Genomic DNA, 26,468 nt, shown 5'->3' with positions numbered 1-26,468 from the left:
TCCTGACCCGGGCGTCCTGACGCGGACGTCCTGACCCGGGCGTCCTGACCCGGGCGTCCTGACGCGCGGGCTCCGTTCGGGCCCGGTGCCCCTGGTCAGACGCCGAACTCGGCCGGCAGACGGCCGGCCCGCACCGCCGCGACCAGGTCGGCGTGGTCGGCCTCGGTGCGGTCCGCGTACGCGACGGCGAAGGCCGCGACCGCCTCGTCCAGCGCCTCGCTCCTGCCGCAGTAGCCGGCCAGCAGGCCGGGGTCGGCGGTGTGCGCGTGCGCCCGGGCCAGCAGTGCGCCGGTGATCCGGGCGTAGTCGTCCAGTTGGCCCGGCAGCAGCGCGGCCGGGTCGACGCTGCCCTTGCGGTTGCGGAACTGCCGGACCTGGTAGGGGAGTCCGTCCACCGTCGTCCAGCCCAGCAGGGTGTCGCTGACCACCTGCATGTGCTTCTGCCCGAGCACCACCCGGCGGCCCTCGTGGCCGTCCTGACCGGCCACCGGGTGGCCCGCGCGCTCCAGGTACGGCAGCAGCACGGACGGGCGGGCCTCCTTCACCTGGAGCACCAGCGGCTGGTCCCGGTGGTCGGTGAGCAGCACCACGTACGAGCGGGTGCCGACGCTGCCGGTGCCCACCACCCGGAACGCCACGTCCTGCACCCGGTAGCGGGACAGCAGGGTGCGCACCTCGGCGGGCACCGTCGCCACGTACGGGCCGAGCGACTGCGCGACGGCCCGCGCGGTCGCGTCGGTCACCTCGGTGAGCACCGGCGGAGCGGCCGTGAACCGCCGTCCGCCGTCCGCCGTACGGGCGGTGCTGCGGGCGGCGAACCTGGCGCTGGTGTTGCCCAGCGCCTTCGCGCCGACCTTGCGCAGCACCTCGGCCAGGTCGTGCGCCTCGGTGAAGGAGACCAACTGCTCGTCCGCGACGGCGTTCCATGCGTCCAGCGCGGGCAGCTTGGCGAGCGTGCGCATCGTCCGGCGGTAGGAGCCGGCCGCGTGCTGGGCGGCCTCCCGGGCGGTGGTCTCGTCGGCCCCGGTCTCGCGGCCGGCCAGCACCAGGCTCGCGGCCAGCCGCTTGAGGTCCCACTCCCACGGGCCGGGCACGGTCTCGTCGAAGTCGTTGATGTCCATCACCAGTTGCCCGCGGGCGTCCCCGTACAGCCCGAAGTTGGCGGCGTGCGCGTCCCCGCACAGCTGGGCGCCGACCCCGGTGTCCGGGGTGCCCGCCAGGTCGGCGGCCATCAGTCCGGCCGAACCGCGCAGGAACGCGAACGGCGTGGCGGCCATCCGCCCCACCCGGATCGGCACCAACGCGGCGATCCGGCCCGCGTTGGACGCCTCGATCGCCTCGACGGCCGTCGGCCGCCCGGGCCCGGGCGAGAACTCCGCGTGCCGTTCCCGGGGGATGCGCCCGCGCAGCGCCTTCCCCCGTTCCCGCGCCCTCCCGCCCCGCCCCGACGCGAACCCGGCCACCGCGAACGCCCGCCGCCCCTGCGGCGCAGCTCCGTCCACACCGGCCACGGCCCCGTCCGCCACCTCGGTCACCTCGGTCACCTCGGTCACCTGCGTCACCGTTCCCCACCCGTCCCTTCCGGCTCCCACTCGCCCGCGACCTGCGCGAACGGCTTGCAGGGGGAGTGACGTCCGACATCTGACGACGGTTCCTGAGCCCGCCGGACGCGGGACGGCCGGCGAGCAGTCGGCGGAGGACTTCGGAGGTCTTCGGAGGTCTTCGGAGGTCTGCGGAGGCGGGAAGGGCGGCCGCCCGTATCCTCGGGGCACGGCCCGCCGTGGAGGCCGGGCGTGGAGCTGGTCGGGACCGGGGGGACAGCGGTGAGCGACGGGGGGAGAGCCCGGCGGGGCAGGCCCACGGTGAACGACGTGGCGGCGCTGGCGGGCGTGTCGATGGCGACGGTGTCGCGCGTGCTGGCGGGCGACTACCCGGTGGCCGGGGCCACCCGGGAGCGGGTGCTGCGCGCGGTGCGCGACCTCGACTACGTCGTCAACGCGCAGGCGCGGGCGCTGGCCGGCCGGCGGTCCCGGACGGTGGCGATCCTGCTGGGCAACCTCGCGGCGCCCTTCCACAACCGGGTCGCCCACGGCGTGGAGCGGCAGGCGGTGGACGAGGGCTGCCTCTGCCTGGTGGCGGCGACCGACGACGACCCCGACCGCGAACTGACGCTGGTCGAGGAGATGCGGGCGCGCGACGTGGAGGCCGTCGTGCTGGTGGGCGGGGTGGAGGACAGCCCGGGGTACCGCTCCCGGATCGCCCGGCTGGCGCGCATCCTGGACGCGGCCGGCTCCCGGCTGGTGCTCTGCGGCCGGCCGGCCCCGGGGGAGGAGCTGCCGCTGACGGCCGTGCACTACGACAACGCGGGCGGCGCGCGGGCGGCCGTCGACCACCTGCTGGCGCTGGGCCACCGGCGGATCCTCTTCCTCGGCGGACCGGCCGCGACCACCACCACCCGGGAGCGCCTCGCCGGGTACGAGGCCGCGCTGGCGGCCCACGGTCTGCGCCGCCCGGCCGAACTGACGGTGGAGGGGTGTCACACCCGGGACGGGGCGCGGGCCTGGCTGCGCCGCCGCCTGGCCCAGGGGCCGCCGGACTTCTCGGCGGTCTTCGCGCACGACGACGACGTGGCGGCCGTCGTGCTGACGGTCCTGCGGGAGCACGGGATCGCCGTGCCCGGACAGGTCTCGGTGGTCGGCTTCAACGACCTGCCCGGGGCCGAGGACCTCAGGCCCGGCCTGACCACCGTGCGCATCCCGCACCTCGACCTCGGCCGCACGGCGCTGCGCCTCGCGCTGCACCGCCCCGGCCCCGAGCGGCAGCGGGCCGTCCTCGCCACCGAGCTGGTGCCCCGCGGGTCGACGGGGCCGGTCGGGTAGCCGGCCTCCGGTCACGGGCCCGTGCCGGAAGCGTTGTCCTCGCGATAGAAAGCGCTTACTCTCCGGTCAGACAAGGGAGTTCGCGAGGAAGGACGGCCCGATGGACAGCTCGTGGACGGAGACCGGTGGCCCGGCGGCGATACCGGTCCTGAGCAGGCGCGGACTGCTCAGGACCAGCGCCGCCGCCACCGCCGCGGCGGCCGCGTGGTGGCTCGGCGGGCCCACCGAGGCCCGGGCCGCCGACGGCTACGACGCGATGCGCGCGGCCTGGTCCGAGCAGCTGACCGGCACCGGGTACGACCCGGCCGCGCCGCCGTTCGCCCGCGCGCTCACCGCGCTGGGCGACCAGGCGCGGGGCCATCAGGCCGCGTTGAGCCCGCAGCCCGGGTCGCTCTGGCCCGACCTGCCGGTCGGCTCGGCCTCCGCCGCCGTCACGTCGACGGTCGGGCGGCTTCGGCTCATGGCCCTGGCCCTCACCCGGCCGGCCACCGGCTCGACGGGCGATCCCGGCCTCGGCGCCGCCGTCGCGACCGGCCTGGACTGGGTGCTCCAGCGCGCCTACACCGCCACCACCACGTCGTACGGGAACTGGTGGGACTGGCAGATCGGCGCCCCCCAGGCGCTGCTGGACGTGTGCGTGCTGATCGGCGACCTCCTGACGGCCGAACGGGCGGCCGCGTGCGGTGCGGCCGTGGACCACTTCGTCCCGTCCACGGTGGTCGACAAGTACACCGGGACCAGCACCGGGGCCAACCGGGTGGACCTGTGCCGGGTGCTCGCGCTGCGCGGTGTCATCGGCCGCTCGGCGGCCCCGGTCGCCGCCGCGCAGCGGGGGCTGTCACCGGTGTTCCGCTACGTGACCACCGGCGACGGGATCTACGCCGACGGCAGCTTCGTCCAGCACACCTGGGTGCCGTACACCGGCAGCTACGGCGAGGTGCTGCTCGGCAGCCTGGGCCGGCTGCTGCGCCTGCTCGCCGGAACGCCCTGGGCCGTCACCGATCCCGCGCTGCGGAACGTCTTCACCGCCGTGGACCGGGGGTTCCTGCCGTTCCTCTTCAACGGCCTGGTGATGGACGGGGTTTCGGGCCGCGCCGTCAGCCGGGGCGTGCAGGCCGGCGACGCGCGGCGGGCCCGCCTGGACGACCACGTGCGCGGTCATGCCCTGCTCGGGGACGTCCTGCGGCTGGCCGACTCCGGGTCGGTGCCGGCCGCCCAGGCGGCGGCCTGGCGCGCCGCCGTGAAGGGCTCCCTCCAGCGCGACCAGGTGCTCCCCTACCTGTCCAACGTCCTCGCCGACATCCCCGAACTCGCCCGCGCACAGGCCCTCCTGGCGGACTCCGGCACCCGGGCGGCGGACGAGGGCACGGGCAGCCGGGTGTTCACCATGGACCGGGCCGTCCACCGCCGGCCCGGCTGGAGCGCGCAGCTCAGCCTGTCCTCGTCCCGGACCGCCTTCTACGAGTGCGGTAACGGCGAGAACCTGCGGGCCTGGCACAGCGGCAGCGGAATGCTCTACTGGTACGGCGGCGAGCAGGGCGACGAGCAGTACAGCGACTCCTTCTGGCCCACCGCCGACCCCTACCGGCTGCCCGGCACCACCGTGTCGACGCGCCCGCTGGCCGACGGGGCCGGCGGCGACTGGGGCCAGGCCCGCCCGGCGACCGCCTGGGCGGGCGGGGCGAGCGACGGCGACTGGTCGGTGGTCGGCCAGGACGTCCGGGGCCTCGGCTCCGCCCTGGTCGGGCGCAAGTCCTGGTTCTGCCTGGACGATTCGATCGTCTGCCTCGGCGCGGGCATCGGCTGCACCGACGGCGTCGCCGTCCGCACGACCGTCGACCACCGCAACCTCGGGGCCCGCGAGGACCGGGAGTTCGTGCTGGACGGCGTCCGCCAGCCCGCCGACCCCGGCTGGAGCCGGAGGGCCGACGGCGTCCGCTGGGCGGCGCTGGCCGGGTCGGGCGCCTGGGTGTTCCCCGACGGCGCCACCCTCGACCTCGCCCGCGAACGGCGGACCGGGGCGTGGGCCGACATCAACCGGGGCGGGGCGCCCGACCCGATCACCCGGACCTACCTGTCGATCGGCCTCGACCACGGCACCGACCCCGTCGACGGGACGTACCACTACGTGCTGATGCCCGGGGCCGGCCCGGACCAGGCGGCGGCCCGCGCGGCGGCCCCGACGGCCACCGTGCTCGCCAACACGGCCGCCGCCCAGGCGATCAGCGTGCCCGGTCTCGGACTCACCCTCGCCAACTTCTTCGCCCCCGGCACGGTCGGCCCGCTGACCGTCTCCGCCCCCTGTTCCGTCCTGCTTCGCGAGAACGGCGGCGACCTCTCCGTCGCCGTCGCCGACCCCACCCGGAAGGCGGCCACCGTCCAGCTGACGCTGGCGCGGGACGGCTACCGGCTCGCGAGCGGCGGCACCGGCATCACGGTGCTCTCGGACGCCGGGCCGCTGGCGCTGCGCTGCGCGGTGGCGGGCACCGGGGGAGCGAGCCTGTCGGCGGTGTTCCGGCGGGGCGCCGCCTGACGGGGCCGCCCGCCGAGGTCAGCGCACCGGGGCGGGCCTCACTGGCCGACCCGCCCGTCGAGGCACTCGCGCAACAGGTCGGCGTGCCCGCAGTGACGGGCGTACTCGTCGATCCTGTGCACCAGCAGCTCTCGCACCGCGATGCCGTTCTTCCCCAGCCGCACGCCCAGATCGGGGTGTGCGGCCAGGGCGGCGTCGGTGGCGGCCTGTTCGCGGGCGAGGTCGGCGAAGGCCGCGTCGACCTCGGCCTGCTCGGCGACGGCTCCGTCGAAGTCCGCGTCCCGCTGGCCGTAGAGCTTCGGCAGCGGATCACCGTCGCTGATCCAGCCGCGCCAGTCCCGTTCCACTTCGGCGAGGTGCCGGACGAGGCCGAGCAGTGACATCGTCGACGGTGGGACGGAGCGGCGGGCCAGCTGCTCCGGGTCCAGGCCCTCGCACTTCATCCGCAGGGTGTGGCGGTAGTTCGTCAGGAAGTCGTTCAGAGTCGGGAGTTCGCCGTCCGGGCTGACTCCCTCGCTGTTGCGGGGGTCGTCGTCCGGGTCGGCCCACATGTCGGGGTAGACGGTCGCCTGGGTCCATCGTTCGGGTTGGTCGCTCATGCGGGCCATGTTCGTTCGTGCGGGCCCGAGCCGCCAGTGAGTTTCGCCGCGATGGTGGCGGCTCCTCAGAGCGTCGGCGTGGGCGTGGGTGTCGGCGTGGGTGTCGGCGTGGGCGTGGGAGCGGCGGCCGGAGGCGGGGGGCCGGGGAGGGCGCTCGCGCGGGCGGCGAGGTCGGTGACGACGCCGGTGCAGCTGTCGCCCTCCTTCTGGTGGCCGCACACCTGCAAGGTGGTGTCGCCGGGGCTCGCGTCGACCATCACGGAGTAGTTGTCGTAGCCCCAGTGGATCAGGGCGGTCTCCTGCGAGCCGTGGTTGGTGGTGATGGTGGCGCTGTCCCCGGGGGAGCCGTCGGTGATCCCCGACCAGGCGGCCCGGCACCGCGGGCTGTAGTGGACGTAGAGGACGACCTTGCCCACGTTGCCGGTCAGCAGGGTGCGCTGGTCGACGTCGCACCGCATGTCCTGGGGGTCCTTGCCGGCGCAGCCGACGCCTTCGCAGAGCGGCGCCGACCCGGCCGTCGCCGTCGTCGCCGCCGTCTTCGGCGGGAGCGTCGCCGCCGATGCCGTGCCGTTGCCGCCGTGCGGGCCGCGCAGGTACAGGGCCGCGAACAGGATGAGCACGGCGGCGACGGCGGCTCCCACGCCGGCCGCCGGCCGCCGCCACGGGGCGGGCCGCGGTGAGGCGGGGGCGGCGTCGGGCGCTTCGGCCGCCGGCTCGGGCACCTCGGCGGGCGGTGCGGGCGCGGGCGCGAGTACGGGCTGGGGCTCGGGGGCCTCGGCCGGCGCTGCGGGCGCGGGCACGGGGGCTTCGGCCGGCGCGGGCGCGGCCTCGGGGGAGAGCGCCTCGTCCGCGTCGCGCGCGGCCTCGGCCTTCCGCAGCAGGGAGGTGAGCAGATCGGCGTCGCACTCGACCGTGGCGATCAGGCCGGCCAGGGCCTGCGGGGTGATCAGGCGCTTCCCGTTCAGCCAGCGCTCCCAGGAGGCCTTGCTGAGGTAGGTCCTCTTCCCGAGTTCGGCCAGTGAGACCTGGTGCGCGTCCTTGACCGCGCGCAGCTCCTCGGCCAGACGCCGAGCGGGTTCCGAAAGATCGTCAGGGAGCGGCTTCCAGGACTGGCTCATCGCGGGTACCTCGGGCGGGTCGGTGGAGGATGCAAACTGATCCACTTTCGGATGATCAGTCTAATCGGTCGACCTCTCTCGGCCACCGCCCGCTTCCCCGGGCGCCGCGCCCTGCGCCGCGCCCTGCGGCGCGCCCACCCGGGGCCCGCGTCCCGGACGCCGTCTCACGATGCCTCCGCCCCGGCGTCCCAAGGTGCAGCTCCGGGCCGTGGGACGACCTCGGACCGTCTCAGAACCGCCGAAGACGCTCGAAGACCGGCGGAGAATCCCGCAGAGTGGGCCGCGCCTTGGCCGGCACGCCGGCAGGCTCCCGGCCCGGGCACGGTCACAGCACAGAGCAACGGGGGAGAAGCCACATGGACCGCCACCACGCGTCGTACACCACGTCTCCAGCCCCTGCCGACGAACTCGCCAGGGAGCTCCGGTCGCTGAAGTCCGAGTCGGGCCTGACGTACGCCCGGATCAGCGAACGCACCCACTACGCGAAGTCCTCCTGGGAGCGGTGGGTGAACGGCAAGCAGTTCCCGCCGCGCGACGCCGTGGAGAGCATCGCCTCCGTCTGCGCCGGCGACGCCGACCGGCTGCTCGACCTGTGGCGCCGGGCGGACGGCTGCCGCGCCGCGGGCGCACCGGTCGGCGCACCGCCGGACACCGCCGTGCCGCCGGCACCCGGGCCGACGGGGACCCACCGCTGTCGGACGGCCCTGCTGAGGCCGCTGATCGCCCTCGTGCTGGTGCTGGGGGCGGGCCTGGTGCTGGCCGTCACAGGCCGCCGGCCGTCCCGGCCGGACAGGACCTTGGGCTGACCACGACGACGCCCCCGCGGACGCAACGGATCCGCGGGGGCGTCGGGTGATCCGGGCCAGGGCCGGCGGGCACGGGGTCAGGCGACCAGCCGGCTCCAGGTGCGGGCGTCCACCACCCCGTCGGCGGGCAGTCCGGCCGAGGTCTGGAAGGCCGTCACCGCGGACCGGGTGCCGGGGCCGAACGCGCCGTCCACGCCCACCTGGATGCCGTGCGCGACCAACTGGTTCTGTACGGCCAGCACCGCGCCGCCCGAGGCGCCGTCGGCGAGGGGCGCGACCGCCTGGCTCCACGTCTGGTTGCCCGCGATGCCGTCCGCGGCGGCGTGCGTGAGGTTCTGGAAGGCCGTGACGGCGCTCTGCGTGGCGGGCCCGTACGCCCCGTCGACGGTCAGGCTCGCGCCGTGCTGCACCAGCAGGTACTGGAGGGTCCGCACCGTCTCGCCCGAGGCCCCGCTGGTGAGCACCGGCCACACGGGCCCGGTCGGGTCTCCTCCGATGCGGGCCGCGACGTCGCGGCGCAGCTGCGGGATCAGCGCGTACAGGCGGTCACCGGGGCACTCGGTGTTGTTGAAGTCCCGGTGCCCGTAGATCTGGTAGGCCCGCAGCCCGTACTGGCGGCAGATGTAGGTGATCAGGTCGACCAGCGCCGCGTACTGCTCGCCGCGCGGGTCGACGGTGGTGTAGGTGCCCTCGTTCTCGATGCCGATCGCCACCGTGTTCTGCGCCGTGCAGTGGGCGGACTCGACGTGCTGGGCGCCGCCGCGCAGCGTGGACAGGCTGTTGTGGCGGCCCTCCAGGACGTACGCGCCGCGGCTGATGGTGAAGTGCTGCCCGGTGTCGATCCAGCCCTCGCTGTCCATCTGGTACGTCTGCATCGACCGGGCCAGCGAGAACGCGGCCGCCTGCGAGTAGTCCGTCACGTTGGGGGTCGCGGTGTGGTGCACGATCACCTTGTCCGGCACCCCGGCCAGGACGTTGACGGGGATGCTGGAGGGCCGGGCGCCCCATGCGGCCGTGTCGGCGACCGTCGGCCCGTCGGCGGCTCGCGCCACCCCGGCGGGCAGGGCGGACGCGAGCAAGGCGCCGCCGCCGACCGCGAGGGCGGCGGTCAGGAAGGAGCGGCGACCGGGGCGGGGCGGGGTGAAGTCGGGGTACATGAACGGGGTCACCTGTTCCTTGGCGGGCGGGCGGGCGGGCGGGCTGGCGGGCGGGCTGGCTGGCGGGTCCGGGCGGGTCCGCGGGCGGTCCGCACCCGTCGGACCGGTCGGCCGCCACGCTAGGAGCGCGGAGGCCCGGTCCACCATGGCTTCGCCGTCCCTCCCCCGTCCCGGGACGCCGCAGCCCGGGGCGGGAGACGCGAGGGTGCGTTCCTCGGGGCGCCTTCGCGCACCCGGCGCCGATCGCCTACCATCGCGGTCGGCCGCGTCGAGCGACGGGCGGGGCGACGGGCAAGGGCGATCCGAGAGGCGCGGAGCATGGGCGACGAGCGCGGCTACCTGCTGGACAACCGGCAGCAGGAGGCGGGCCGACGGTTCGAGGGCATCGCCGAGCTGTTCGACCCGTGGACGCTGGAGCACCTGGACCGGCTGGGCCCGGCCGACGGGCACCACTGCTGGGAGGTGGGTGCGGGCGGCCAGGGGATCCCGCTGGCGCTGGCCGAGCGGGTCGGGCCGACCGGCCGGGTCCTGGCCAGCGACCTCGACACCAGCTGGCTGACCGGACTGCCAGCCGACCGCGTCGAGGTCCGCCGGCACGACGTCACCCGCGACCCGCTGCCCGACGAGCTGTTCGACCTGGTGCACGTCCGCCTGGTGCTGGTGCACCTGCCCGACCGGGCCGAGGTGCTGCGACGGCTGGCGTCGGCGGTCCGGCCCGGGGGCTGGCTGGTGGTGGAGGACGCGGACCCGGCCCTGCAACCGCTCGCCTGCCCGGACGAGCACGGACCGGACCAGGAGCTGGCGAACCGGGTGCGCCGGGCGTTCCGGGCCCGGCTCGCCGAGCGCGGCGCCGACCTCGCCTTCGGCCGCACCCTGCCCCGGCTGCTCCGCGAGGCGGGCCTGACGGACGTCGCCGCCGAGGCGTACTTCCCCGTCACCTCCCCGGCCTGCCGGGAGTTGGAGGCGGCGACGGTCCGTCAGCTCCGCGACCAGCTGGTCGGCCCCGACCTCACCGCCGCCGACCTGGACCGGCACCTGGCCAACCTCCGCGACACCGAACTGGACGTGACCACCGCCCCGCTGATCACCTGCTGGGGCCGGCGCCGGTAGCCGACCACCGCGGGAACGCTCAGTCCCCGACCGGACGGGTCGTCGAGGCGACGGCGTAGCCGGTGAGCAGGGCGGTCACGATGTCGGTGAGGCGGGGTTTCAGAACTCGGAGCTGGGGGCGTCCGTGACGGGGCCGAGGTCGGGTCGGTCGCGGAGGTCGAGGGCCTCGCCGTGGCGGGTGAGTTCGAGGAGGACGAGGGTGTTGGTGCCCGGGAGCCAGAGCGGGGCGGGGGCGTAGAGGGTGCGCTGCGGTCCCTCGTCGGTGTAGCGGCCGAGGAGGAAGCCGTTGAGCCAGAGCAGGCCGCGGCCCCAGCCGGGGAGGGCGAGGAAGGCGTCGGCGGGGGTGTCGAGGTCGGTCTCGAAGCGGTGGAAGGCCGGGTCGCCGTCGGTGGCGGCGGTGGCCGGGTCGAAGGCCAGGCCGCTCAGGTCGGTGAGGGGGAGCGGGCGGATCTCCCAGTCGTGGAGGCGCTGGCGTTCGTGCGAGACGCCGCGCCGGATGCCCTTGCGGTCGTCGAGTTGGGGGCCGTAGTTGGTGCGGCCGAGCGCCTCGACCAGGATGTCCAGGGTGGTGCCGGCCGGCGCGGTGGCCAGCGGGAGGGTGGCGCCGGGGTCGTTGCGGTCGAGGGTGCCGAGGGGGTTGCCGTCGGCGAAGACCTGGGCGCGGTCGCCGAGGCCGTCGACGCGCAGCGGCAGGGTGGGGCGGGGACCGGGGACACGGGTGCGGTAGTGGATGAGCCCGAGTGACTGGCCGAGGTTCTCCATGGGTTCCGGGACGGGCCGGTGGTGCGGGGTGGCGAGCGCGTCGAGGGAGTCGAACAGGCGGGCCCGGCCGGTCCTGCGGTCGATGCGGCGCGGGGCCAGGCGGGGCGGCTCGGCGGGGAGTTCGCCGTCGGGCAGGGGGAGGTACCGGCCGATGACGTCGCGCAGGGCGTGGAACTTGGGGGTGAGCTCGCCGGCCTCGCCGATGGGGGCGTCGTAGTCGTAGCTGGTGGTGGTGGGCTCGTAGCCCGGGGTGTCGGGGCTGGTGCCGGTGTGGTTGGCGCCGGACCAGAGGCCGAAGTTGGTGCCGCCGTGGGCCATGTAGAGGTTGACGGAGGCTCCGGTGGCGAGGAGTGCGTCCAGGGAACGGGCGGTCTCCTCCGGGTCGCGGACGTGGTGGGGCCCGCCGACGCGGTCGAACCAGCCGATCCAGAACTCCATGGCGGCGAGCGGCCCCTTGGGCTGCCGGCGGCGCAGCACCTCGAAGCGCTCGGGGGCGCGGGAGCCGAAGGTCGCGGTGGCGAGCAGGCCGGGGATCGCGCCGCCCTGCTGCATGAAGTCCTCGGCGCCGTCGGCGGTGAACAGCAGGCAGTCCACGCCGCGCGCGAGGAGGCCGTCGCGCAGGTGGGCGAGGTAGCCGGCGTCGGTGCCGTAGCTGCCGTACTCGTTCTCGACCTGGACGGCCACGACGGGACCGCCGCGGCTCGCCAGCAGCGGCACCAGCTCGGGTACGAGGGCGTCGAACCAGCCGTCCACGGCGGCCAGGAAGGCGGGGTCGGCACAGCGCAGGCGCAGGCCGTCGACGGCGAGCAGCCGGGCGGGCAGGCCGCCGAACTCCCATTCGGCGCAGATGTAGGGGCCGGGCCGCAGGATGACGTCCAGTCCGTGCTGCTGGGCCAGCCGGACGAACCGGGCCACGTCCCGCCAGCCGGTGAAGTCGATCTCACCGGTGGGAAGTTCGTGGAAGTTCCAGGGGATGTAGGTGTCCACGGTGTTGACGCCGAGGGCGCGCAGGCGGCGCAGCCGGTCGTCCCAGAGCTCGGGGTGGACGCGGAAGTAGTGCAGGGCGCCGGCGACGATCCGGTGCGGGGCCCCGTTGCGGCGGAACCCGGAGTCGTCGTAGTCGAGTTCGATCGTTTCGATCATGGCATGACCAGCTTTCGAGGGGGTGGCACGGGCTGCCAGGGTAGGGCAGGGCCGAACGGCGGGCGCCCGACGGCTACCGGCGCGGCGCGACGACCACGTGGGTGCGGTGGCGGTCGGCCACGGTGGCGAGGGTCTGCGCGCCGGGGGTGGCCCAGATCCGCTCGTTGAAGATCTCGACCTCGATCCAGCCGGTGTAGCCCGCGGCCGTGACCTGGTCGGTGAGGGAACGGAAGTCGATGTGGCCGTCGCCGACGTGGCCGCGCCCGAGCAGGACGTCGGCGGGCAGCGGCAGCGTCCAGTCGCACACCTGGTAGGCGGCGATGCGGCCGTCCCGGCCCGCCCGGTCGAGCTGTTCGGGCAGCGCCGGGTCCCACCAGACGTGGTAGCTGTCGACGACCACGCCGACCTGGGCGGCCGGGTGCGGCGCGGCGAGGTCGAGCGCCTGGCCGAGGGTGGAGACCACGGCGCGGTCGGCGCAGAACATCGGATGCAGCGGTTCGATGGCCAGCCTTACGCCGAACTGCCCGGCGTACGGTGCGAGTTCGGCGAGCAGGTCGGCGATCCGGGCGCGCGCGCCGGGCAGGTCGCGGCTGCCCTCGGGCAGGCCTCCGGCGACCAGCACCAGGGTGTCGGTGCCGAGTTCGGCGGCCTCCTCGACGGCCCGCCGGTTGTCGTCGAGCGCGGCGCGGCGGCCCTCCGCTCCGGCGGCGGTGAGGAAGCCGCCCCGGCAGAGGCTGCTGACGGTCAGGCCGCAGTCGCGGACCAGCCGGGCGGCGCGGGCCGTTCCGGTCTCGGCGACCTTGTCCCGCCACAGGCCGATCGCCGGGATGCCCGCCTGCGCGCAGCCCCGGACGGCCTCGGGCAGGGACCAGTGCTTGGTGGTGATCTGGTTGAGCGAGAGCCGTTCCAGTCCGGGGGCGGCGGTGCCCCGTTCGGCGGGGTGAGGTGCGGTCATGCCGACCACCCGGCCAGGGCGAGGTAGCGGCGCATCCGGTCGGCCGCGAGCTCGGGGTCGGGGAGCACCCCGGCGGCGTCGGCGAGCCGGAGCAGTTCGACGAGGTGCGGTACGGACCGGCCGCTCTGGGCGCCGGCCACCATGGTGAAGTGCTCCTGGTGGCCGGCCAGGTAGGCGAGGAAGACCACACCGGTCTTGTACTGGTAGGTCGGCGCGGCGAAGAGGTGCCGGGCCAGCGGAAGCGTCGGGCCGAGCAGCGCGTCGTAGCGGGCGGTGTCGCCGGCGTCGAGGGCGTGCAGGGCTGCCGCGGCGTGGCCGGCGATCGGGTCGAAGACGCCGAGCAGGGCGTCGCTGTGGCCGAGTTCGTCGCCCTTGATCAGTTCGGGGTAGTGGAAGTCGTCGCCGGTGTAGAGCCGCACCCCGGCGGGCAGGGCGCGGCGCAGCGCGATCTCCCGGTCGGCGTCCAGCAGCGACACCTTGATGCCGTCGATCCGCCCGGGGTGTTCGCGGATGAGGGTGAGGACGGTGTCGGTGGCCGCGTCGAGGTCGGCGGAGCCCCAGTAGCCGGCCAGTGCCGGGTCGAAGGCGGCGCCGAGCCAGTGCAGGATCACCGGCCGGGCGGACTGCCGGATCAGCCCGTCGTAGACGCGGAGGAAGTCCTCCGGGCCGCGGGCGCGGGAGTTGAGGGCCCGGCTGGCCATCAGGACGGGCTGCGCGCCGGCCGCCTCGACCACGGCGAGCTGTGCCTCGTAGGCGTCCGCCACCTCGCTCAGGGCAGCGGCCGTGATGTCGCTCAAGGAGCCTGCCGGGTCGGTGAGTTGGTCGGTGCCGACGCCGCAGGCGAGCCGGCCGCCGACGGCGCGGGCCGCCGCGCCGGAGCGGGTGATGAGTTCGCGGGTGGCGGCCCAGTCCAGGCCCATGCCGCGCTGGGCGGTGTCCATGGCGTCGGCGACGCCGAGGCCGAGCGACCAGAGGCGGTGGCGGAAGGCGAGGGTGGCGTCCCAGTCCAGGGCGGCCGGGGCGCCGGCGGCGTTGGGGCCGAGCGGGTCGGCGACGACGTGGGCGGCCGCGAAGGCCGTGCGGGAGGCGGGCGGGTGCGCGGGCAGGTCGAGCGGTGCGGGCTCGTGCAGCCGCAGCCGGCCGTGCCCGGGCAGGTCCAGTTCGGCCATCAGAGCACCAGCTCGGGGACGTCGAGGCGGCGGCCCTCGCGCGCCGAGCGCAGGCCGAGTTCGGCGAGTTGGACGCCCTTGGCGCCCTCCAGGAGGTCCCACGGGTAGGCGGAGCCGGTCGCCACGTGGCGCAGGAACAGCTCCCACTGCACCTTGAAGCCGTTGTCGTACTCCTCGTTCGCGGGCACCGGCTGCCACTGGGCGCGGAAGGGGTCGGTGGCCGGGAGGTCCGGGTTCCAGACCGGCCGGGGGGTGGTGGCCCGGTGCTGGACGCGGCACTCGCGCAGCCCGGCGACGGCGCTGCCCTCGGTGCCGTCGACCTGGAACTCGACCAGTTCGTCCCGGTCGACCCGCACCGCCCAGGAGGAGTTGATCTGCGCGACGACGCCGCCGGCCAGCTCGAAGACGCCGTACGCGGCGTCGTCGGCGGTGGCGGGGTAGGCCCGGCCCTGCTCGTCGACGCGGCGGGGGATGTGGGTGGCGGTGTGCGCGTACACCGTGCGGACGGGCCCGAAGAGGTTGTCCAGCACGTAGCGCCAGTGCGGGAACATGTCGAGGATCACGCCGCCGCCGTCCTCGGCGCGGTAGTTCCAGGACGGGCGCTGGGCGCTCTGCCAGTCGCCCTCGAAGACCCAGTAGCCGAACTCGCCTCGCACGGAGAGGATACGGCCGAAGAACCCGCCGTCGACCAGCCGCTTGAGCTTGCGCAGCCCGGGCAGGAACAGCTTGTCCTGGACGACGCCGTTGCGGACGCCGGCCGCCCGGGCGAGGCGGGCCAGCTCCAGGGCGGCGTCGAGGGATTCGGCGGTCGGCTTCTCGGTGTAGACGTGCTTGCCGGCGCCGATCGCGGCGCGCAGGGCGGCCTCCCGGGCGGGGGTCACCTGGGCGTCGAAGTACACCTCGGTGAGCGGGTGGGCGAGCGCCTCGTCGAGCGAGGTGGTCCAGTGCTCCAGGCCGTGGCGTTCGGCCAGGGCGCGCAGCTTGGCCTCGTTGCGGCCGAGCAGGATGGGTTCGGGCCAGAGCACCCGGCCGTCGTCGAGGTCGAGGCCGCCCTGCTCGCGGATGGCGAGGATCGAGCGGACGAGGTGCTGGCGGTGGCCCATGCGGCCGGTGACGCCGTTCAGGACGACACCGATCACCTTGCGGTCCACGGGTGTTCTCCTTGCAGCTGGTAACGGGGGGGGGCGGTCAGGCCGTGCGGTGGATGCCTTCGGGGTGGACGGCGTGGGCGAACGGCAGGCCCCGCGCGTAGCGGGCGAGTTCGTCGGCCGCGGCGGCGGCCATCCGGTGCAGCTCGCCGCCGAGCGAGCCGGCCACGTGCGGGGTGAGCAGGACGTTCGGCAGCTCGTACAGCGGTGAGTCGGCGGGCAGGACCTCGGGGACGGTGACGTCGAGGACGGCGTCCAGGCGGCCGGCGACGAGTTCGTCGGTGAGCGCCTGCTGGTCGACCAGCGAGCCGCGGGAGGTGTTGACCAGGGTGGCGCCGTCGCGCATCAGGGCGAGCCTGCGACGGTCCACCAGGTGATGGGTCTCCGGCAGTTCGGGGGCGTGCACGGTGACCACGTCGGAGGAGGCGCACAGGTCGTCCAGGCCGACGGCCCGGGCACCGAGCGCGGCGGCCTCGGCGGCCTCCACGTACGGGTCGTACAGCAGCAGGTCGAGGTCGTGCGGGCCGAGCAGTTCGAGCACCCGGCGCCCGATCCGGGAGGCGCCGACGATGCCCACTGTGCGCCGGTAGTTCCCGGCGGCGGCGTAGGCGCCCTGCCAGTCGTGCGGGGCGCGCCGGTGCCGGTAGTCCTCGCGGATCGCGAGCAGCCGCTTGTTGGCGAGCAGCACGGCGGCGACGGTGTACTCGGCGACGGGCAGCGCGTTGGCCCAGGCCGCCGAGGTCACCAGGAGGCCGCGCCGCCAACAGGCCTCGGTGACATGGTGCTTGACCGAGCCGGCGGCGTGGATGACGGCGCGCAGCCGGGGCGCGGCGGCCAGCACGGCCTCGTCCAGCGGCGGGCAGCCCCAGCCGCTGATGATGACCTCGGTGCGGGCCAGCGCGGCGGCGGCCTCGGGGGCGGCGAAGTCGTCCACGACCAGGTCGGGGTCGAGGTCGGCGAGGTCGGTGAGCCGCTGGACGGCGTGCCGGTCGAGCAGCCGGGCGGGCAGGGCGCGGTCCATCGCGAGCAGGGCGCGGGGCCGGCGGGCCGGGGCGGCGGGGGAGCGGATGTCGGCTGTGGTGGTGGTCATTTGACGCTTCCTGCGGTCAGGCCGGCCCGCCAGTGGCGTTGCAGGCCGACGAAGGCCGCCACCAGCGGGAGGACGGCGAGCAGCGAGCCGCTGACGACGAGGGGGTAGTACTCGGGGAAGGCGTGGGTCTGGGCGTTCCAGCTGAACAGGCCGAGGCTGACCGGGAAGAGCCGGTTGTCCGAGAGCATCACCAGGGGGAGGAAGAAGTTGTTCCAGATCGCGGTGAACTGGAAGAGGAACACCGTGACGAAGCCGGGCGTCATCATCCGCAGGCCGATCGACCAGAAGGTGCGCAGTTCACCCGCGCCGTCCATCCGGGCCGCCTCCAGCACCTCCCCGGGGACGTAGCCCGCGCAGAACACCCGGGCGAGGTAGACGCCGAAGGGGTTGACCAGGGAGGGCACGAACACCGCCCAGAAGGTGTTGACCACGCCGAGGTCCGAGGCGAGCAGGTACATCGGCAGGGCCAGCGTGGTGGTGGGCACCAGCACGCCGAGCAGCACCAGGCCGAACAGCTTCTCCTTGCCGGGGAAGGCGTGGACGTGGAACGCGTACCCGGCGCAGACGCAGACCAGGGCGCAGGCCAGGGCGCCGAGCCCGGCGTACAGCAGGGAGTTGAGGTACCAGCGGAAGTAGATGCCGTCCCCGGTGGTGGCCAGCGCGTGCAGGTTGTCGCCGAGGTGCCAGGTGGCGGGGGAGAGGGCGCGCCCGCCGAGCAGGTCGCCGGTGTTCTTGGCGGCGGCGGTCACCAGCCACAGCAGCGGCAGCAGGGTGTAGGCGGTGGCGAGGACGAGGGCGCCGTTGACGGCGGCCTTGGAGAGCGTCCACGGCCGGCGGGGCGGGTGGCTGCGGGCGGCGGAGCGCTGCCGGGGGCGGCGTCCGGGGGCGAGCGTGGTCATCCGGTGGCCTCCGTCCGCCGGTCCGGGCGCGGGCGGGTGGCCCGGGTGACGAGGAAGGACAGCGCGGCGGCGGCGAGCGCGAGCAGCACCGAGGCGGCGGCGGCCAGGCCGTAGTCGCCCCGGTCGAAGGCGGCGGTGTAGGCGTACATGCTGGGCGTCCAGGTGGAGACGACGCCGGGGGAGGCGCCGTGCAGGATCATCGGTTCGGTGAAGAGCTGGAGCGAGCCGATCAGGGTGAACAGGCCGACCAGCACGATCGAGGCGCGGATGAGCGGGATCTTGACGCTGACGGCGGTCCGCAGCGGTCCGGCGCCGTCGACGACGGCCGCTTCGAGGACTTCGCGCGGGACGGCCTGGAGCGCGGCGTAGAAGATGACCATGTTGTAGCCGGTCCACTCCCAGAGCGCGATGTTGACCACGGCGGGCAGTGGCGCGCCGAACGGGTCGGGGTGGGCGCCGCCGGCGTTCAGCACGTCGATGACCGGGCTGATGCCGGGCGTGTACAGGTAGACCCAGATCAGCGCGGCGATGATGCCGGGCACCGCGTGCGGCAGGAACAGCGCCAGCTGGAAGAAGCGGCGGGCGCGGGCCAGCGCCGAGTCCAGCAGCAGCGCGAGGAGCAGCGCCAGCCCCGTCATCAGCGGGATGTAGAGCAGGCAGTACTGCGCGGTGGTCCAGAAGCCCGAGCGGAACGCCTGGTCGCCGAGCGCCCGGGCGTAGTTGCCGAGGCCGGTGAAGACCGTCTCGCCGCCGCCGAAGCCGAGCCCGGACCGGTGCTCGGTGTACAGGCTGAGGTGGACGGCGTAGCCGATCGGGACGAGCGTGCAGGCGGTGAACAGGAGCACGAACGGGGCGAGCAGGACGGCCGGGGCTCCGTACCGCCCGCGCCGGCGGGCGCGGGCGGCGACGGCGGGCCCGGGCCCGGTGCGGGGCGGGTGGGCGGTCACTGCTTGACCTTGAGGCCGCGGTTCTTCAGCTCGGCCTGGGTGGACTGCTGCGCGGCGTCGAGGGCCGCCTGCACGGTGCCGCCCTGGGTGAGCTTGCCGAACGCGTCCTTGAGCGCGTTGTTGGTCGCGTTCATCGTCGGGCCCCACTGCCAGTTCGGCTTGATCGACTTCGCGGCGTCCGTGTAGAGCGCGTACACGTCCTGGCCGCCGTAGAAGTCGGCCTTGAAGGCCTCCTCGGCCACCGGGACGAGGGCGGGCGCGGCCGGGAAGGCGGAGGAGGTGCCGGAGGCGATCCGGGCCTTGATGCCCTCCGGCGTGGTGGTCGCCCAGGTGGCGAACTCGACGGCGGCCCCGGCCTTCCTGCTGTCCTTGGAGACGGCGAAGGTGGTGCCGCCGACCATGCCGCTGGCCGGGGTGCCGTCCCAGCTGGGCACCGGGGCGACGGCCCACGTGCCGGCCGCGTCGGGCAGGGTGCCCTTCAGCACCCCGCCGCCCCAGGAGGCGCCGAGGTAGCCGGCGGTCTCGCCCTTCTGCAGCGAGGCCGTCCACGGCTGGCTGAACGAGGGCTGGACGCGGACCAGGTCCTCGGCGATCAGCTGCTGCCAGTAGTCCGCGGTCGGTTTGGTCCCGGCGCCGTTGAGGTCGACGCTCCAGGCGTCGTCGCGGCCGGTGAACCAGTGGGCGCCGGCCTGCCAGGCCATCGCCTCGAAGGTGGCCGGGTCGTCGGGGAAGAAGGTGGCGATCCGGGTGTCCGGCTGGGCCTGCTTCAGTTTCTGCGCGGCGGTGCGGAATTCGTCCCAGGTCTTCGGCGGGGTGAGGCCGGCCCGGTCGAAGAGGTCCTTGCGGTAGTAGAAGGCCTGCGGCGAGGCGTCCAGCGGCAGCGCCCAGGTGCGGCCGCCGAGGGTGGTCAGGTCCATGGTCTGCGGCAGGTACTTCGCCCTGAGCTCGCCGGGGACGAGCTTGGAGATGTCCTGGACGGCGCCCTGGCTGACGAAGTCCGGCAGTTGGGCGTACTCGACGTTGAACACGTCGGGGGCGTTGCCGGCCTTCACCGCGTTGGAGATCTTGGCGTACCCGCCGGCCGTGCCGGAGGGTATCTCCTCGTAGACCACGTTGACGTCGGGGTGGGAGGCGTTGAAGGCGGCGACGACCTCCTTCGTCCCCTTGGACCAGGCCCAGAAGGTCAGCGTGACCGGCTTGCCGTCGTCGGCCTTCGGGGCCCCGCCGCCGCTGCCGGCGCAGGCGGCGAGGAGGACGGTGGACAGCAGGCCGCCGGCGGCCGCGCGGAGGAGTCTGCGCCGGGGGTGGGGGAGGGGGAGCGGGAGTGAGGGCATGCACGACTCCGGGAGAGGGGGGCGCGGCCGGGGGTCAGGGGGGCTGCCGGTGGCCGCGACCGGGCGGGCAAGTGGTCGCCATCCTGGGCGGGCGATCGATCGAAGTCAAGAGATCTGGATCAAATGATCCGTTGCGATCAAAAGCCTTGACGAACGATCAACCGCTTTCTAGATTCCCCGCACGGGGCGCGACTCCCGAGCCCCGGGCCATGGAGGACACCGCCGTGCTGCTGCCCCCGGAAGACCACGCCCTCAGCCCCCGCACCGGCTGGACCAGAGCCCACTGGGAGGCCGCCGCCGACGGGCTGCTCGACGCCGTCCTCCCCTGGGCCGGCCCCGGACACGCGCTGATCGACCTCCCCGGCCCCCGGCCGAGCTGGTCCGGCCGCCGCTCCGACGCCCTCGAAGGCTTCGCCCGCACCTTCCTCCTCGCCGCCCTGCGGATCGCCGGCGCCGGCGGCGCCGACCCCCACGGCCTGCTCGACCGCTACGCCGCCGGACTCGACGCCGGCACCCGCCACCCCACCACCGCTCGCGACCTCACCGACGACGACCCGGCGTCCTGGCCCGTCGTCACCGACCGCGGCCAGGCCATGGTCGAGGCCGCGGCCATCGCGTTCGCCCTGCGGCTGACCCGCCCCTGGCTCTGGGACCGCCTCCCCGCCGACGTCCGGACCAGGACTGCCCGGTGGCTCGCCGAGACCCTCCACCGCACGCCCAACGACAACAACTGGTGGCTCTTCCCGCTCGCCGTCGGCGGCTTCCTCGCCGAGGCCGGCATCGAGGAGCACGCCGCCCGCGCCGCCGTCCGGCGCGGACTGGACCGCGTCGACCGCTTCTACCTCGGTGACGGCTGGTACACCGACGGCCGCCCCCGCGCCTTCGACCACTACAACGGCTGGGCCCTGCACCTCTACCCCGTGCTGCACGCCCACCTCGCCGACGACCGCGCCCTGCTCGCCGAGTACGGCCCCCGGCTCGCCGCCCACCTCGCCGACCACGCCCACCTGTTCGGCGGCGACGGCGCGCCGGTGCACCAGGGCCGCTCGCTGATCTACCGGTTCGCCGCCGCCGCCCCGCTCTGGGCCGGCACGCTCACCGGCCACACCCCGCTCACCCCCGGCACCACCCGCCGACTCGCCTCCGGCGCCCTGCGCCACTTCCTCGACCGCGGCGCCACCGGCCCCGACGGCCTGCTCACCCTCGGCTGGTACGGCCCCCACCCCCCGCTCGTCCAGCCCTACTCCGGCCCCTCCTCGCCCTACTGGGCGGCCTCCGGCTTCCTCGGCCTGCTGCTGCCCGCCGGCCACCCCGCCTGGACCGACCGCGAGGAGCCCGCGCCCGCCGAACGCCGCGACACCGTCCGCGCGCTGCCCGGCCCCGGCTGGCTGGTCCAGTCCACCGCGGCCGACGGCCTGGTCCGCCTCCACAACCACGGCAGCGACGACCAGCCCGCCGACCGAGTCCACCCCGACGACCCGCACTACGCGCGGCTCGCCCACTCCACCGCCACCGGCCCCGTCCACACCGGTCCGGCCGACAACCACCTCGCCCTGCTGGTCGACGGCGAACCCACCGAACGCGGCCCGATCACCCCGCTCGCCACCGGCGACGGCTGGGCGGCCTCCACCCACCGCCCCCGGGCCGCCGGACACCCCCTGCCCGGCGTCACCGTCACCTCGCTGACCCTCGCCCACGGCGCCGACGAGGTCCGCGCCCACCTGGTCGTCGGCGCCCCGCCCGGCACCCCGCTGCGCGAGGGCGGCTGGGCCGTCGCCGGAGACCACCTGCCACCCGCCCGGCCCGGCACCGCCACCGCCGCTGCCACCGCCACCGTCCGCACGCTGGACGGCCGTCTGCTGACCAGCGAACTGCGCGCCCTGCACGGTTACACCGCCGCCCGCACCAGCCCCGTCCCGGACGGCACGGCCTTCGGGGCGGCCGCCGCCCTGCCGGTCCTGACGGGCGCCACCGGCGGGGCCGTCCACCTGCTGGTGTGCGCAGCCCGCCTCACCGCCGCCCGCCTCACCGCTGCCCGCCTCACCGCCGCCGCAGGCGAGCTCCCGCCGCTCGGTGGCCCGACGGCGGACGTGGCGGCCGCTCCCGACGAGGCCTACCGGCTGCGGGTGCGGTGGGCCGACGGCACCGTCCACGAGGCGGAGCTGTCGCCGGGAGCGGCCTTCGCCCGCCGACTTCCGCCCGGCGACCGAACCTGAGGAGCACCCGTGCCGCTCGCCCTGTCCACCCTCGGCCTGCCCGATCTGCCGCTCGCCGCCGCCGCGCGCCTCGCCGCCGACCACGGCTGGCACGGGCTGGAACTGCGCTGCGCCCCGGGCCAGCCGGTCCACCCCGGCCTGACCGCCGACGAGCGGCGCGCCGCGGTGCGCGCACTGGCGTCCACCGGGACGGTTCCGCTCGCGCTGGCCTCCTACCTCGGCATCGCCGCCCCGGGCGCGGACGCCCCGCTGCTCGCCGACCTCGGCGGACACCTGGAACTCGCCGCAGACCTGGGCTGCCCGGCCGTCCGGGTCTTCCCGCGCGGCGGCGCCGCGCCCGGACCGGCGGCGGCCGACGAACGGGCTGATGAGCGCGCCGCCCGGCGGCTGGCCGCCGTCGCCGGCCGCGCGGCCGCGCTCGGCGTCCGGGTCCTGGTCGAGACGCACGACTCGCACCCGACCGGCCGCGACCTCGCCCGGCTGCTCGCCCCCGTCGACCACCCGGCCGTCGGCGCCCTGTGGGACCTCCAGCACACCGTCCTCGGCGGGGAGCCGCCGCAGGCCACCCACCGGGCGCTGGCCGGCCGGCTGGGCCACGTCCAGGTCAAGGACGTCGCCTCGGCCGCCGACCGCACGCCGCTGCCGCTCGGCGCCGGCACCCTGCCGATCGCCGCCTGCCTCGCCCTGCTGCCGGCCGACGCCTGGGTCTGCTGGGAGTACGAGGCGCCGTGGTACCCCGAGGCCGCCCCGCTGGCTCCGCTGCTCGGCGCGGCCGCCGCCTGGCTGGCGGGACTGCGGCGGTAGCGCTCCCCGGCCCGGCCCATGGGCGGACCGCCCTGCGAAGGTGGCAGCTGGACGGCCCCCGGCCGGGGGCTGGGGGTTCAGCCGCCGCAGGAGGTGCGGATGCGCAGGGCCGGGAGCAGGGAGATCCGGTGCACCGGCAGGTCGGGCCCGGCGGTGAGGCGGCGCAGCAGGAGGCCGACGGCGGTCTCGCCGACCGCGCGGGTCGGCGGGGCGACGGCGGTCAGCGGCGGGGCCGCCAGGGCGGCGAACACGTCGTCGTAGGCGATCAGCGCGAGGTCGTCGGGCACCGCGAGGCCGCGGGCGCGGAGCAGCGGGAGCAGCTGGATCGCGTCCTGGTCGTTGTGGATGAGGGCGGCGCGGACGCCGTCGGACACGGCGTCGGCGATCAGCCCGGCGAGCCGGTCGGAGTCGGCGGGGCGGCCGTCGTCACCGAGGGTGTCCAGGACGGGCAGGGCGGCCAGTCCGAGCAGCCGGGTGCCGTGCTGGTAGCCGGCCCGGACCTCCCGGGCCGTCCAGGAGTCGCCGCGGGCCGCGAGCAGGACCCGGTCGTGGCCGAGGTCGGCGAAGTGGCGCAGCGCGAGGAGGACGCCCTGCCGGTGGTCCGAGCCGACGGAGTCCAGGCCGGCGCCGGGGCCCCCGTACTCGGGGGCGCCGCGTTCGACCAGGACGGCGGGCACCGGCAGGTCGTCCAGCCAGTCGTGGGCCTGCGCGGGCCGGCCCGGCAGGAGGTTGGGCGCGAGCAGCAGCCCGTCCAGGCCGGACTCCAGCAGCCGTTCGGCCTGCGTGCGGTCGTCGCGGGCCTCGTACGGGGCGATGCCGAGGACCAGCCGGGCGCCCGCCGCCGTCGCGGCGGCCCGGGCTCCGTTGATCAGCTCGTCGAAGTACGACCCGACGGAGGGCACGAGCAGCCCGAGGGTGCGGGTCCCGCCCTCGCCGTCCGTCGGCTTCTCCGGTGTGCGCCGTACGACGAATCCGTGTGAGCGCCCCACCCGGCCGGCCTCGGCCAGCGCGGCGACGTCCCGCCGCACGGTCACCGCCGGAATGGCGAGCCGCGCCGCCAGGTCGGCGAGCCGCAGGGGCCCGCTCGCCTCGCCGACGGCCTTGAGGATCAGGTCCCGACGTTCCTCGGCCGAGATGGTCATCGCCTGTCCCCCGTACTGCTCCGAACCGCCGCTGGTTGATCGGACCATATCTTTCGATCGACTTCCGATCAAGTATGACCGTGATGCCGCACCTCGGAGAACCTCACCGCCGGGCTCACCGACCCCGGCAGCGACACCTTCGAGGGCGCCTCCTCCGTCCAACTCGCCGAGGCCGAGCAGGTGGTGCGCTCGCTGTCCTCCGCCAAGGAGCGCAGCGTCGACGCCGCCTTCGGGTTCGCCCTGTCCAACGAGGTGGACGTCGACGTCTGGATGATCACCGCCCCGCTCGGCTCCGGCATCGCCAAGGCCATCGCCAAGGGCGGCGTCTCCGCTGGCGTGCGCGGCAACCTGGAGTTCTCCAACAGCTGGGCGGAGGAGACCTCCGTCTCCCAGGGCGAGAACACCGCCCGCACCACCAAGGTCTCCCTCACCGGCCACTGGGAGGACCCGGGCCGCCTGCTCAACCCCGCCACCGGCCGCCGCTACGTCCCGGCCAACACCGGCTTCGCCGTCGTGCAGTCCCAGACCGCCGACGTCTTCGCTGGCGGGTGCTGCACCGGGTCACCTTCGTCAGCCGGGTGCTGCCCGCAGTCCCGCCGGCCGGGGTGCCGCCGCTGGAGAAGGCCATGCGCCAGCTCGACGTGGAGAGCAACTACGAGCTCATCCGCCGCCTCGACCCGTACGTGAAGGGCGCCGCCACCGGCCTGCCCGAACTCGCCGAGGCCACCCGCTGGAGCAGCAGGGCGGCCTGGAGCCTGCTGGTCACGCCGAGTTCGGTGTTGATCCGGAGACCATTGGTTGGCACCCGCACCCGCAGGGGCCCGGCGCGGCGTCAGTAGTTCGCGGACTCCTCCAGGACCCACCAGACCCACAGGCTGAACGGGGTGCCGAGCCCGCCCACGACGACCGCGATCCACAGCGGCCAGTAGCCGCCGTCGGTGACGGGATCCCGCTGCGGGTGGACGGGATCGATCCGCACGTCGACCCGGTGCCCGTCGGGCCACTGCACGTCCGTGCCCTCGGCGGCGCGGTACTCGTGCCCGTCCGCCGTCCAGAGGAAGGTGCACTCGGTACTGGTGTCACCGCTGTTGTGGCAGCCGGTGACGGTGGCGGACACCCGCAGCGTGGCGTGCAGGTCGCGGTCGTGCTCGTGGAACCAGCCGCTGAGGGAGAAGGCGAAGCAGCCGGCGAAGGTGCAGAGCATCAGGGCGAGCATGGCGCTGTGGAACAGGGCGGCGACGGAGCCGGTGCGCGGGCTCTCGCCCAGGGCCGGCCGCACCGGTGAGGCCAGCGCCGCGAGTGCCGCCGCACCGGCCGCGCCGATCCAGCCGGCGTACCAGGGCGTGGATCCCCACGGCGTGCAGGCCGTCGTCACCGCGCCGGCCAGCGTGGTGGCCCAGGCCGCCTGTTGGATCAGACGCGTGGCGGCGCGCGCCCGGCGGCGCAGCCCGCCGGAGGGGGCAGGAGGAGGGGCGGGGGGTCGCTCGTCCGCGATGGTGGTCACCCGGCCACGCTGGCAGAGGGCCGGGCCGGGCACCAGCAAGCGGCGCTCACCCCCGGCGTTCAGCAGCGCTTACGGTGTCGCGACGGGCGGGCCGGCGGGTGTGTTCGGCTCGCTGGGGTCGACCAGGTGGCCGTTCACGCGCGGCTCACTCTCGGTCAGGCCCTGGGCCGCCAGCCGCTCGCTCGCCGCCAGCAGCGCGCTCTGCAGCGCCTCGGCCGCCGCCCGCACCGCCGGCGGCGCCCCCCACGGTCCGGTGCGGCGCAGCAGGCGCACCAGGTAGGCGCCCGGCACCGGCAGCGCGGTGACGGTGCCGGCGCCCGGTCCGATCAGGGCGGCGGCGTTCGCGGGCAGGATCGCCGCGCCCAGACGGGCGGCGAGCATGGTGTAGACGGCGAAGCGGTAGTGGGCGGTGTGCTCGACCAGGGGCACGATGTCGTGCCGGGCTGCCAGGCGTCGGAAGGCCAGCTGCCGGGGTGAGCCGGTCGGGGCGGCGATCCAGGGGCGGCCGGTCAGCTGGGCGGGGTCGGTGAGCGGGGGCCAGTCGGAGGGGACGACCAGGCGGTAGGCGTCCTCGAACATGACGCTCGCCTCGACGCCGGGCGGCAGCGGGGTGGGTTCCTGCCGGTCGTCCTCGATGACCAGGACGTCCAGTTCGCCCAGGCGCAGCGCGCGCAGGCCCTCCTGCCGTCCGGTCTCCACCAGGCGGGGGGCCAGGTCGGGGTGGGTGCGGGCGAGCAGGTGGACGGCGGTGGTGGCGAAGAACGTGATGGCGGGTGGCGGCACGCCGATGGCGACCGGGCCGGCGGCGGCGGCGCCGAGTGCGCGCAGGTCGCGGGCTGCGTCCTGGAGGGCCTGGCCGATCCGGTCGCCGTAGCCCGCCAACAGGCGGCCGGCGGCGGTCAGTTCGGCCCGTCCACCGGTGCGGTCCACCAGGGGGACGCCGACCTCGCGTTCCAGCCGGCCCAGTTGCTGGGACACCGCGGAGGGGGTGTGGCCCAGCGCGCGCGAGGCACCCGCCACGCTGCCGGCGTCGGCGATCTGGCGCAGGATCAGCAGCCTCTTCGGGTCGAGTTCCACCACTGTGCCGCCCTTTCGCCGCGCCCGGGGTCGAGGACGCCCATCCTGGCAGAGGCCGGACGCGGCGGCCCGGGCC

The 26,468-nt window shown here is 75.4% G+C and carries 23 protein-coding genes; 8 read left to right on the top strand and 15 right to left on the bottom strand.

What is annotated here, in order from left to right; translation table 11 throughout:
- Positions 1-95 precede the first annotated feature (95 nt).
- A complete protein-coding gene (locus tag AB0O19_RS03220; protein WP_363617615.1) occupies positions 96-1,463 on the bottom strand; it encodes a DUF2252 domain-containing protein in 1,368 nt (455 codons plus the stop codon).
- Between the two features lie 399 nt (positions 1,464-1,862).
- On the opposite strand from AB0O19_RS03220, the gene AB0O19_RS03215 reads away from it, so the two are divergent.
- Both AB0O19_RS03215 and AB0O19_RS03210 read left to right on the top strand, forming a co-directional pair.
- The gene (locus AB0O19_RS03215) at positions 1,863-2,879 is read left to right on the top strand and encodes a LacI family DNA-binding transcriptional regulator (protein ID WP_363617387.1); all 1,017 of its coding nucleotides are present in this window, start codon (positions 1,863-1,865) and stop codon (positions 2,877-2,879) included.
- Between the two features lie 100 nt (positions 2,880-2,979).
- Positions 2,980-5,412 (top strand): polysaccharide lyase 8 family protein, encoded by a 2,433-nt coding sequence (locus AB0O19_RS03210; RefSeq protein ID WP_363617385.1) that lies wholly within the window; start codon positions 2,980-2,982, stop codon positions 5,410-5,412.
- Between the two features lie 38 nt (positions 5,413-5,450).
- Here AB0O19_RS03210 and AB0O19_RS03205 read toward each other — a convergent pair whose 3' ends face one another.
- Both AB0O19_RS03205 and AB0O19_RS03200 read right to left on the bottom strand, forming a co-directional pair.
- Positions 5,451-6,020, bottom strand: coding sequence for a DinB family protein (locus tag AB0O19_RS03205; protein ID WP_363617383.1), 570 nt, complete (start codon positions 6,018-6,020; stop codon positions 5,451-5,453).
- A 56-nt stretch (positions 6,021-6,076) separates the two neighbouring features.
- Positions 6,077-7,174 carry a DUF2690 domain-containing protein gene (locus AB0O19_RS03200; RefSeq protein WP_363617381.1) on the bottom strand — a complete coding sequence of 366 codons (1,098 nt, stop codon included), beginning with the start codon at positions 7,172-7,174 and terminating at the stop codon, positions 6,077-6,079.
- Between the two features lie 311 nt (positions 7,175-7,485).
- On the opposite strand from AB0O19_RS03200, the gene AB0O19_RS03195 reads away from it, so the two are divergent.
- Positions 7,486-7,935, top strand: a complete 450-nt coding sequence (locus AB0O19_RS03195; RefSeq protein ID WP_363617379.1) for a helix-turn-helix transcriptional regulator — start codon at positions 7,486-7,488, stop codon at positions 7,933-7,935.
- 77 nt (positions 7,936-8,012) lie between these two features.
- Here AB0O19_RS03195 and AB0O19_RS03190 read toward each other — a convergent pair whose 3' ends face one another.
- Positions 8,013-9,104, bottom strand: a complete 1,092-nt coding sequence (locus AB0O19_RS03190; protein ID WP_363617377.1) for an N-acetylmuramoyl-L-alanine amidase — start codon at positions 9,102-9,104, stop codon at positions 8,013-8,015.
- A gap of 306 nt (positions 9,105-9,410) precedes the next feature.
- Here AB0O19_RS03190 and AB0O19_RS03185 point away from each other — a divergent pair, with 306 nt between their 5' ends.
- Positions 9,411-10,202, top strand: coding sequence for a methyltransferase domain-containing protein (locus AB0O19_RS03185; RefSeq protein ID WP_363617375.1), 792 nt, complete (start codon positions 9,411-9,413; stop codon positions 10,200-10,202).
- Positions 10,203-10,301: 99 nt separating this feature from the next.
- On the opposite strand, the gene AB0O19_RS03180 is transcribed toward AB0O19_RS03185, so the two are convergent.
- The 8 genes from AB0O19_RS03180 to AB0O19_RS03145 form a co-directional block, all read right to left on the bottom strand.
- Positions 10,302-12,107 carry a beta-galactosidase gene (locus AB0O19_RS03180; protein WP_363617373.1) on the bottom strand — a complete coding sequence of 602 codons (1,806 nt, stop codon included), beginning with the start codon at positions 12,105-12,107 and terminating at the stop codon, positions 10,302-10,304.
- A gap of 73 nt (positions 12,108-12,180) precedes the next feature.
- Complete coding sequence (locus AB0O19_RS03175) at positions 12,181-13,062, bottom strand: sugar phosphate isomerase/epimerase (RefSeq protein WP_363617371.1); 882 nt, start codon at positions 13,060-13,062, stop codon at positions 12,181-12,183.
- Positions 13,059-14,231 carry a dihydrodipicolinate synthase family protein gene (locus AB0O19_RS03170; protein ID WP_363617369.1) on the bottom strand — a complete coding sequence of 391 codons (1,173 nt, stop codon included), beginning with the start codon at positions 14,229-14,231 and terminating at the stop codon, positions 13,059-13,061. Before AB0O19_RS03170 ends, AB0O19_RS03175 begins: the two co-directional genes overlap by 4 nt.
- A complete protein-coding gene (locus tag AB0O19_RS03165; protein WP_363586472.1) occupies positions 14,231-15,382 on the bottom strand; it encodes a Gfo/Idh/MocA family oxidoreductase in 1,152 nt (383 codons plus the stop codon). The genes AB0O19_RS03170 and AB0O19_RS03165 overlap by 1 nt, the downstream gene beginning before the upstream one ends.
- A 37-nt stretch (positions 15,383-15,419) precedes the next feature.
- Positions 15,420-16,400, bottom strand: a complete 981-nt coding sequence (locus tag AB0O19_RS03160) for a hydroxyacid dehydrogenase (protein ID WP_363617613.1) — start codon at positions 16,398-16,400, stop codon at positions 15,420-15,422.
- A 65-nt stretch (positions 16,401-16,465) separates the two neighbouring features.
- Positions 16,466-17,368 carry a carbohydrate ABC transporter permease gene (locus AB0O19_RS03155; RefSeq protein ID WP_363586471.1) on the bottom strand — a complete coding sequence of 301 codons (903 nt, stop codon included), beginning with the start codon at positions 17,366-17,368 and terminating at the stop codon, positions 16,466-16,468.
- On the bottom strand, positions 17,365-18,228 hold the full coding sequence (locus AB0O19_RS03150; RefSeq protein WP_363586496.1) for a sugar ABC transporter permease: 864 nt from the start codon (positions 18,226-18,228) through the stop codon (positions 17,365-17,367). The genes AB0O19_RS03155 and AB0O19_RS03150 overlap by 4 nt, the downstream gene beginning before the upstream one ends.
- 83 nt (positions 18,229-18,311) lie before the next feature.
- Positions 18,312-19,649 (bottom strand): sugar ABC transporter substrate-binding protein, encoded by a 1,338-nt coding sequence (locus AB0O19_RS03145; protein WP_363617368.1) that lies wholly within the window; start codon positions 19,647-19,649, stop codon positions 18,312-18,314.
- Positions 19,650-19,858: 209 nt separating this feature from the next.
- On the opposite strand from AB0O19_RS03145, the gene AB0O19_RS03140 reads away from it, so the two are divergent.
- Both AB0O19_RS03140 and AB0O19_RS03135 read left to right on the top strand, forming a co-directional pair.
- Positions 19,859-21,865: a DUF2264 domain-containing protein gene (locus tag AB0O19_RS03140; protein ID WP_363617366.1), complete on the top strand. Its 2,007-nt coding sequence runs from the start codon at positions 19,859-19,861 to the stop codon at positions 21,863-21,865.
- Positions 21,866-21,874: 9 nt separating this feature from the next.
- Positions 21,875-22,669, top strand: coding sequence for a TIM barrel protein (locus tag AB0O19_RS03135; protein ID WP_363617364.1), 795 nt, complete (start codon positions 21,875-21,877; stop codon positions 22,667-22,669).
- Positions 22,670-22,746: 77 nt separating this feature from the next.
- Here AB0O19_RS03135 and AB0O19_RS03130 read toward each other — a convergent pair whose 3' ends face one another.
- Complete coding sequence (locus tag AB0O19_RS03130; RefSeq protein ID WP_363617362.1) at positions 22,747-23,811, bottom strand: substrate-binding domain-containing protein; 1,065 nt, start codon at positions 23,809-23,811, stop codon at positions 22,747-22,749.
- A 180-nt stretch (positions 23,812-23,991) separates the two neighbouring features.
- Here AB0O19_RS03130 and AB0O19_RS03125 point away from each other — a divergent pair, with 180 nt between their 5' ends.
- Positions 23,992-24,498 carry a hypothetical protein gene (locus AB0O19_RS03125; RefSeq protein ID WP_363617360.1) on the top strand — a complete coding sequence of 169 codons (507 nt, stop codon included), beginning with the start codon at positions 23,992-23,994 and terminating at the stop codon, positions 24,496-24,498.
- Positions 24,438-24,650: a hypothetical protein gene (locus AB0O19_RS03120; protein ID WP_363617358.1), complete on the top strand. Its 213-nt coding sequence runs from the start codon at positions 24,438-24,440 to the stop codon at positions 24,648-24,650. Before AB0O19_RS03125 ends, AB0O19_RS03120 begins: the two co-directional genes overlap by 61 nt.
- Here AB0O19_RS03120 and AB0O19_RS03115 read toward each other — a convergent pair.
- Together AB0O19_RS03115 and AB0O19_RS03110 are read right to left on the bottom strand one after the other, a co-directional pair.
- On the bottom strand, positions 24,644-25,315 hold the full coding sequence (locus AB0O19_RS03115) for a DUF3592 domain-containing protein (protein WP_363617356.1): 672 nt from the start codon (positions 25,313-25,315) through the stop codon (positions 24,644-24,646). The genes AB0O19_RS03120 and AB0O19_RS03115 overlap by 7 nt on opposite strands.
- A 69-nt stretch (positions 25,316-25,384) precedes the next feature.
- On the bottom strand, positions 25,385-26,392 hold the full coding sequence (locus AB0O19_RS03110) for a LysR family transcriptional regulator (protein WP_363617354.1): 1,008 nt from the start codon (positions 26,390-26,392) through the stop codon (positions 25,385-25,387).
- Between the last annotated feature and the right edge of the window lie 76 nt (positions 26,393-26,468).

The organism is Kitasatospora sp. NPDC091276 (assembly GCF_040684355.1).
In the GTDB taxonomy this organism is placed as follows: Bacteria; Actinomycetota; Actinomycetes; order Streptomycetales; family Streptomycetaceae; genus Kitasatospora.
The sequence above is the reverse complement of the archived record's forward strand: the minus strand, read 5'-3'. Positions and strand labels throughout refer to the sequence as shown.